At 62.8% G+C, this 6,578-nt stretch carries 6 protein-coding genes and 1 tRNA gene; 4 read left to right on the top strand and 3 right to left on the bottom strand.

Going from position 1 to position 6,578, the window contains the following annotated elements; genetic code table 11:
- Positions 1-315: integrase core domain-containing protein (locus H578_RS15215; RefSeq protein ID WP_156837215.1), on the top strand; the 315-nt coding region annotated here is incomplete at its 5' end.
- Here the strand turns inward: H578_RS15215 and H578_RS16470 are convergent.
- Positions 308-1,987 (bottom strand): hypothetical protein, encoded by a 1,680-nt coding sequence (locus H578_RS16470; protein ID WP_211215177.1) that lies wholly within the window; start codon positions 1,985-1,987, stop codon positions 308-310. The two genes, H578_RS15215 and H578_RS16470, sit on opposite strands and share 8 nt — an antisense overlap.
- A gap of 171 nt (positions 1,988-2,158) precedes the next feature.
- On the opposite strand from H578_RS16470, the gene H578_RS0105050 reads away from it, so the two are divergent.
- Positions 2,159-2,833 carry a TetR/AcrR family transcriptional regulator gene (locus H578_RS0105050; protein WP_022872613.1) on the top strand — a complete coding sequence of 225 codons (675 nt, stop codon included), beginning with the start codon at positions 2,159-2,161 and terminating at the stop codon, positions 2,831-2,833.
- 169 nt (positions 2,834-3,002) lie between these two features.
- On the opposite strand, the gene H578_RS0105045 is transcribed toward H578_RS0105050, so the two are convergent.
- Both H578_RS0105045 and H578_RS0105040 read right to left on the bottom strand, forming a co-directional pair.
- Positions 3,003-3,079: transfer RNA gene (locus H578_RS0105045), tRNA-Pro, on the bottom strand.
- A gap of 56 nt (positions 3,080-3,135) precedes the next feature.
- Positions 3,136-4,479, bottom strand: a complete 1,344-nt coding sequence (locus tag H578_RS0105040) for a hydroxysqualene dehydroxylase (RefSeq protein WP_022872612.1) — start codon at positions 4,477-4,479, stop codon at positions 3,136-3,138.
- Positions 4,480-4,605: 126 nt separating this feature from the next.
- Here H578_RS0105040 and H578_RS0105035 point away from each other — a divergent pair, with 126 nt between their 5' ends.
- Together H578_RS0105035 and H578_RS0105030 are read left to right on the top strand one after the other, a co-directional pair.
- The gene (locus H578_RS0105035) at positions 4,606-5,586 is read left to right on the top strand and encodes a 2-hydroxyacid dehydrogenase (protein WP_028463956.1); all 981 of its coding nucleotides are present in this window, start codon (positions 4,606-4,608) and stop codon (positions 5,584-5,586) included.
- 126 nt (positions 5,587-5,712) lie between these two features.
- Positions 5,713-6,552: a sulfurtransferase gene (locus H578_RS0105030; RefSeq protein WP_022872610.1), complete on the top strand. Its 840-nt coding sequence runs from the start codon at positions 5,713-5,715 to the stop codon at positions 6,550-6,552.
- The last annotated feature ends 26 nt before the right edge of the window (positions 6,553-6,578 follow it).

Below are 6,578 nucleotides of genomic sequence, written 5' to 3'. Positions count from 1 at the left end.
TTCCGGTCCTTCCGCTTCGAGTCCTTCATCGCCGCCCACCCCGAGCTACACCACGTGCGCACCCGAGTGAAGACCCCGGGGCAGAACGGGTCCCGTGAACGCGGCTTCGGCACGCTGAAGTACGAACGGCTCTACCTGGACGAGATCGACGACGCGATCGTGCTCGCCGAGCGGGCCGAGGACTACCGGATCGAGTACAACGAGCTCCGGCCCCACGAGGCCATCTCATGGAACCGGCCCAAGGAGGTGCACCTGGGCCTGGCCGACCCCACCACCCCGACATTCAAAACCAAGGAAATCCTGCCAACTACTTGACGCGGGACATTGGTGTCGGCGTTGGGGTGGGGGTTGGGGACGGCTCCTCCGTGGGTGCCGGTTCCTCAGTTGGCGTCGGCGTTGGCTCTTCTGTCGAAGTGGGCGTCGCGGTCGGACTCGGTGTCTCTGTCGGCGTGGACGTTGGAGACGGCGTCGGTTCTTCTGTTGGGGTCGGTGTGGGGTCCGGCTCTGCTGCTACGACCTCGAAGGTGGTCGAGGTGTCTTGATATCCGGGTGCGCTCAGCACCACAGTGTGTTCACCAGGTTCAGTGTCTTCAGGTATCTCCCAGGTGAAGGTCACCGTGCCGGTTTCATCAGCGGTCTCGGTGCCAATATCCATGGGATCGGAGTACATGGTGGCGCTGACCTCAACGCCCGGTGCGTACCCGCTGGAGGTAGCTTCTTGAGTCCCGCCGACCGGGACTTGGTCAGAGCCTGGAATGACCTCCTCCGGTACTAGGAACTCATCCTCCGGGGCAGTCACCTCCACGGCCACAGTGTCGGTAAGACCGCGGTAGCTGACGGTGATGCTCCGTGGGCCTTCGTCGGCGAGGATCACCTCAGAACCGACGACGACGTCGTCTTCTACCGAGGAGGCCAGCTCAGCGTATTGTGCCACCTCACCTAGAACGGCACCTTCTGCATCCAGTGCTTCTACACTGACGGTGATTACCTCATCGACCTCAGCCTCGCTTGGGGCGTCAACCACCAGGGCGTCAACCACGCTGGAGACCTCCACCTCCAGAGTGGTGGTGATCTCTTCACCCTCCTGGCCGGTGTAGGTGAAAGTCAGCGCCCGATCAGTCAGTTCCGGGGTGAAGGCGAAGGTCACCTCATTGTCGGCAACTTGGTCCTCTTCCACGGTGGAGGTGAGCTCGACATCCTCGGTGACATCGTCGAGTTCATTGCCCGCCTCATCGGTGAGCTGCACGGTGTAGGTTGCCGTCTCGGTCTCTGTGACCTCAGCCGGCCCTGTGACATCCAATACCGCCGGTGGTCCTTCGATGACGTTGACCTCAGCAGTCGTCGTCGCGTCGCGGTATTCGGCGGTGATGGTGCGCTGCCCCATCCCGGAGACGCTCAGCTGCCCATCGGTGAACTCGTCGGCTTCCTCTGATGAGCTGAACTCAGCGTACTCGGTGACTTCCCCGAGGGGTTCTCCGCCCTCATTGATGGCCGTGACTGTCACCGGGACCATGCTCGCGTCAGCCACCTCAGAAGAGACCTCCAGGTCTATCCCGGCGAAGTCGGATGTAGCAGTCACATCGATCTGCTCCTCCAGCACCACGCCGTCGTCCTCGTAGGTGAAAGTGAGCACCCGGTTGGTAGGACCATCAGGGGTGAAGGCATAGTCCACCCACACCAGGTCCTCCTCCAGGGTGATGGTGTCAGCTTCCACAGTGGAGGAGACCGTGAGATTCTCAAGGTCTGGGACCATCAAACCACCGGATTGGTCGATTACGCCGACCTCGTAGGGAACCTCCTCGGGCTCGGTGATCTCCTCAGGTCCCCCGACATACAAGGACTCCAGCTCCGGGCTGGGTGTGGTATCAGCCTGGGCGGGTGATACCACCGAGGGGGCTAGCAGTGTCAGGGCGGCAAGGATCAGGGCAGCGGTGATCCATGTGAGTCTGTGGTGGACCTGTTGCTTGGCGCTGCTCAAACGGTTCATGCTCTCCCCGGCAGTCATAGGCCTGCGTGCGGTGACGGTCTGGTGCTCAACGATCCGGCAGGATGCGTACCGGACTAAGGAGTCCGAGCACCTGGTGCTAGCGTAGCACGCTAAACGGACGCAGGAATCCCTCTTTTGTTACTGTGAGATTGAGGGTGGATAATGTGCCAAATGAGCACCTCACCACGTCAGCGCGCACCGCGAAAAGATGGCCTGGCCAACCGGGAGAAGATCCTCAACCACGCCGAGGAATACTTCAGCGAGCACCACTTGGACGCTTCACTGCACGCCCTGGTGGACCAGATCGGGGTGGGCATCGGTACCCTCTACCGTCACTTCCCCACCCGAGATGACCTCATCCGCGCCCTCTATGACCGGCAGGTTGCCCGTATGGTGGAAGTCTTCGAAGCCGCCGCAGCTATCGAGGACGGGTGGGAGGCGGTGGTCACCGCCATCGACGGCATCCTCGATCTTTTAATCCGCTACCCCGGGGCCCCTCATATCGCAGCACGGGTCGCAGCAACGGCACCCGATGGCCCGCCCCAAGCCCAGGGTCAGCAGCAGGTGCTAGAGATAGTCAGCCGTGCCCACGCCCAGGGTGCCATCCGCCCAGACGTCACAGCCGTAGACCTCGCCCATATCCCTACCATGCTGGAATCCATACTTCGGTTGCCTGAACCGGCACGGGGCATTGTCCTGGCGCGGCAACGGGCTATCATCCTCGACGGCATCCGCCCCCAAGCAGTAACCACACCGCTGCCGGCCACACCGCTGACCGGCGAAGACCTCCACCACCTGGCACACCGGAAAAGAACCCACACCACACCCCGGCACAGGGACAACTGAGCCAAACCCAGGACACGTGACAGGCTTCCATCAAAACCAGGGCGGTTCACACGGAAAATCCGAAAACCCGCCGAATCTCATGGATCCGACGGGTCAACGGTGACAGCAATTAAAACCCCTACCCCTGTTACTCAGGCCTCTTCAGTCGCCTGTTTCAGTAACCGGGTAATGGTCGGGCTAACCGGATTTGAACCGATGACCTTCCGTCCCCCAGACGGACGCGCTACCAAGCTGCGCTATAGCCCGTTGACGTGCTCTGGCAAGGTCCTAAGACCCCGCCGGAGGCACCGAGACAGTCTACATCATGCCGACAGGTGAGTGCGCATCGCCGCCTCGGCCGCCAACTGCCCAGAGACCACCGCGCCCTCCATGGTCGCCAGGTACTTCTGCTGGGTGTAATCCCCGGCCAGCACCAGCCCCGGAACCGGGGTGTCCTGTCCCGGTCGGAGCGCTTCATTGCCCGGCTCCAGCGAGTAAAAGTCGGAGGGGATCGACACCTTACGCACCCGGGTGACCCGGCTGCGTATATCCAGACCCAGGCGGGTGGCGTCGTCGTAGGCGATCTCGGCCAGTTCCTCCACATCGGTGTCAATATGCTGCTGCGGGTTGGCGCAGATCACACTGACCCGACCCTGCGCCTGCCGGAACGTGGTCCGGGACTGCTCCGAAAACGAAGCAAACAGCGTGCCCGGCCCGAAGGTCGCCCGGTCCACCGGCATCAGCGGCTCGGAGAGCTCGAACTGCAATCCCACACTCGGGGTGTAGCTCAGCTCCAAGAAGTCCTCAAAGAACGGATGCCCCGAGAACTGCTCAGCGACCAGCTGCTGGGCAGGACCGATCGAGGCGGCAAGCACCACGACGTCGGCTTCCACACGTTCACCGGCCACCCGCACCCCGATAAGCCGACCTCCTTCGACGATCAACTCATCCACGGGCGCGCCCGTGCGCACCTCAGCACCCTGACTGCGCAGGTACAGCGCCATCGGCCCGGTGAGCACCTCCGTCATCCCTCCGGTGAAGGCACCCACCCGGGCTAGCACCGCCGAATCCCAATGCGGCACCATCAGTCCCATGAAGTTGTGCATCGAATACTGCTCGGGCGGGACGAAAAACAGTCCCTGAGTCAACGGCACCAGGATGCGGAAGATGATCTCATCACTGACCCCGTGCTCGCGGGCGTAGTCGGTCACGGTGCGTTCATCCAAGCCGGCCGGATCCCGGAGGTAATCCTTCACCCCGGCGGCAAGCATCCGGCCCAAGGCGAGCTTCTGCCCGGCGGGTAAAAAGTGCGTATTACCCAACGCCTCAGCGATCGAAGTGACCGGTTTATGCACCATCGAGGCACCAAAGACAGCTCGGGGCCCGCCATCGGGAGTCAGGATCTCGATCTCGTCCTCCCACACCACCACGTCATCGAGCCGCTTGCCCACATGGCGGATGAGTCGAGGCAACGCCGTATAGAATCCCAGGTAGCGGTGAAGCCCGGATTCGACCTCCATCCCGTCCTGCACCCAGGATGATGTCCGGCCACCCACCTGGCCAGCGGCTTCAAAGACGCGCACACGGTGGCCGGCGTCAGCCAGCTCAATCGCGGCAGCCAACCTGGCCAGTCCCGCTCCGACGACGACGGCGTGCTTCTGCTCCATGGGTCCTCTCACCTCAAGCAAGTTGCTTTCGTGCTCCGGTGGGTCTGACATGCGTGTTCGCATCAGCTGCCCGCAACTTCAGGCTAGTGAGGCCGCCTCCATCCGGGCTGGACATAGGCTGGTGCTATGTCACATGAGCCCCTGGTGTACCTGAGCCGAGAATTACCCGCCGAAATCGTTGACCGCCTGAGGAATGACACCGGTGCACAGGTGCGTATGTACCACCGGGCGGACTTCCCACCCACCCGGGAAGAACTGCTAAAGGACGTCAGCGGGGCTCATGCACTGGTGACCATGCTCACCGACCGCATCGACGCAGAAGTTCTCGAGGCAGCCGGAGACCAGTTACAGGTAGTCGCGAATTTTGCCGTCGGGTTCGACAACATCGACCTTCACGCCTGCCGGGAGCGCGGCGTCACGGTGACCAACACACCAGGTGTGCTCGATGAATCCGTCGCTGACTTGACCTTGGCACTCATCCTGGCTGTGGCCCGGCGAGTCCCGGAGGCCGACCGGTTCATGCGCACCGGGTCCACCTGGATCTGGAACCCGCAGGGGTATGTGGGCATGGATGTCTCTGCCGGCCGGACTCTGGGAATTATCGGCTTGGGTCGCATCGGCATGGCCGTGGCACGCCGGGCCCACGCCTTCGGTATGCAGATTCTGGCCTCTGGACGCGGGGCGCAGTCGCCTCACGCGCAGCAATTAGGTGTCACTGCAGCCACACCCGAGGACGTCATCACCGGCTCCGATATTCTCAGCCTGCACTGCCCGCTCACCACAGAGAACAAGCACATGATCGCCGCGGCACAACTGGAGAGTATGAAGCCGGGCAGCATCCTCATCAACACCGCCCGAGGACCCCTGGTAGATGAGGCCGCGCTGGCCGAGGCCCTGGCATCCGGGCATCTGGGCGGTGCCGGACTCGACGTTTTTGAGGATGAACCCAACGTCCACCCCCGGCTGCGCGAGCTCGACAATGTGGTACTGCTACCCCATATTGGTTCTGCCGGGGACGCGACGCGCAGGCAGATGGCAGAGCTGGTGATCCGCAACGTCGCCGCTGTCCTGCAGGGACAACCACCTGTGACTGAAGTGACCCTCTGAACGAGTCACCATGTTCCGCAGTGCGGGCTGCGGCAGTGGTCCCCACAGTGGGCTGATGTGTCACAGTGTGAAATATGTTCAAGGTTGAGTTCACGATGAGGTGCTTCAACCGCTACTTTGGGCACTGTGACACGCTTCCTCATCACCGCTGAGCAGCTCCACTCCAGGCTGCAGGATCCCACCACCACAGTCCTCGATGTCCGCTGGCGCCAGGACCGACCCGAAGGTCTACCGGAGTATCTGGGCGGACACATCCCCGGGGCGATTTTTGTCGATCTCGACTACGAACTCGCCGCCCCGGAGCGCCCAGCTGAAGAGGGCCGGCACCCACTTCCCGACCGGGAGACATTCGAACAGACGGTCCGGCGGTGGGGAATCAACGACGGCGACACCGTGGTGGTCTACGACGATCTGAAAAACCTCTCCTCAGCGCGAGCCTGGTGGCTGCTGCGCTGGGCAGGGTTCACTGATGTCCTCATCCTCGATGGATCTCTGCGGGCCTGGACCCGGGCCGGCTATGAGCTCGATACCGGGATCGAGATCCCTGAAGAAGGAAATGCTCAGGTCAGCCAGGGACACCTGCCCACTCTGGGATTGGAGGAGACCGAGCTCTTCCCTCAGCGCGGCACACTGCTCGATGCCCGCCCCGCTGACCGCTACACCGGGGAATACGACCCGCTGAGCCCCCGGCCAGGGCACATCCCCGGGGCGATCAGTGCCCCCGCCTCCGCAAGCCTCGACGAGCATGGGCGGTTCCTGCCCGCTGAACAACTCCGTGAACGGTACCTGCGGCTCGGTGTGGATCCGGATAAACCAGTGGCCGCCTACTGCACCTCCGGACTGCACTCCGCACATAGCGTGCTCGCCTTGAGTCTGGCCGGTTTCGAGGCGGTTCTCTACCCCGCTGGCTTCAGCCAGTGGACCCGACTCAGCGACCGCCGCGTCGCCGTGGGTCCCCAGCCGTGAGAACAGCTCAGGCGAACTGTATGAAC

This window comes from Nesterenkonia alba DSM 19423, from assembly GCF_000421745.1.
Taxonomy (GTDB): Bacteria; Actinomycetota; Actinomycetes; order Actinomycetales; family Micrococcaceae; genus Nesterenkonia; species Nesterenkonia alba.
This window is presented reverse-complemented; position numbering and strand designations above follow the sequence as displayed.

Coding starts and splice junctions, on each gene's coding strand:
- H578_RS16470 (WP_211215177.1), bottom strand. CDS start 1,987: ATGAACCGTTTGAGCAGCGCCAAGCAACAGGTCCACCACAGACTCACA.
- H578_RS0105050 (WP_022872613.1), top strand. CDS start 2,159: ATGAGCACCTCACCACGTCAGCGCGCACCGCGAAAAGATGGCCTGGCC.
- H578_RS0105040 (WP_022872612.1), bottom strand. CDS start 4,479: ATGGAGCAGAAGCACGCCGTCGTCGTCGGAGCGGGACTGGCCAGGTTG.
- H578_RS0105035 (WP_028463956.1), top strand. CDS start 4,606: ATGTCACATGAGCCCCTGGTGTACCTGAGCCGAGAATTACCCGCCGAA.